A 352-nucleotide genomic window follows, 5' to 3' on the forward strand; every position below is an offset into this window, starting at 1 on the left:
GACTTAATTATAACAGGGAATTGCTCAATCCGGCGCAATTGTTCATTGCCAGTTTTCTTGGAATGATCATCCTGGGCACCCTACTTTTAATGTTGCCACGTGCCACTCACGAGGGTATTTCTGCCCTGGATGCCCTATTCACTGCAACCAGCGCAGTTTGTGTGACCGGACTAATAGTAGTAGATACCGGAACATATTTTACAGATCAGGGACAAACTATCATCCTCATCCTTATACAACTTGGTGGACTTGGTATAATGACTTTTGCAAGTTATTTTTCGTATTTCTTCCGTGGAAAAAGTTCCTATGAGCATCAAATTATGCTTAAAGACATGACTAACTCTGAAAAGAT

General features: G+C 40.9%; 1 protein-coding gene. It reads left to right on the forward strand.

The window, feature by feature from the left end:
* On the forward strand, window positions 1–352 hold a 352-nt coding region (locus HC175_RS21270; RefSeq protein WP_317172390.1), incomplete at both ends, for a potassium transporter TrkG.

This window comes from Salinimicrobium oceani (assembly GCF_012037645.1).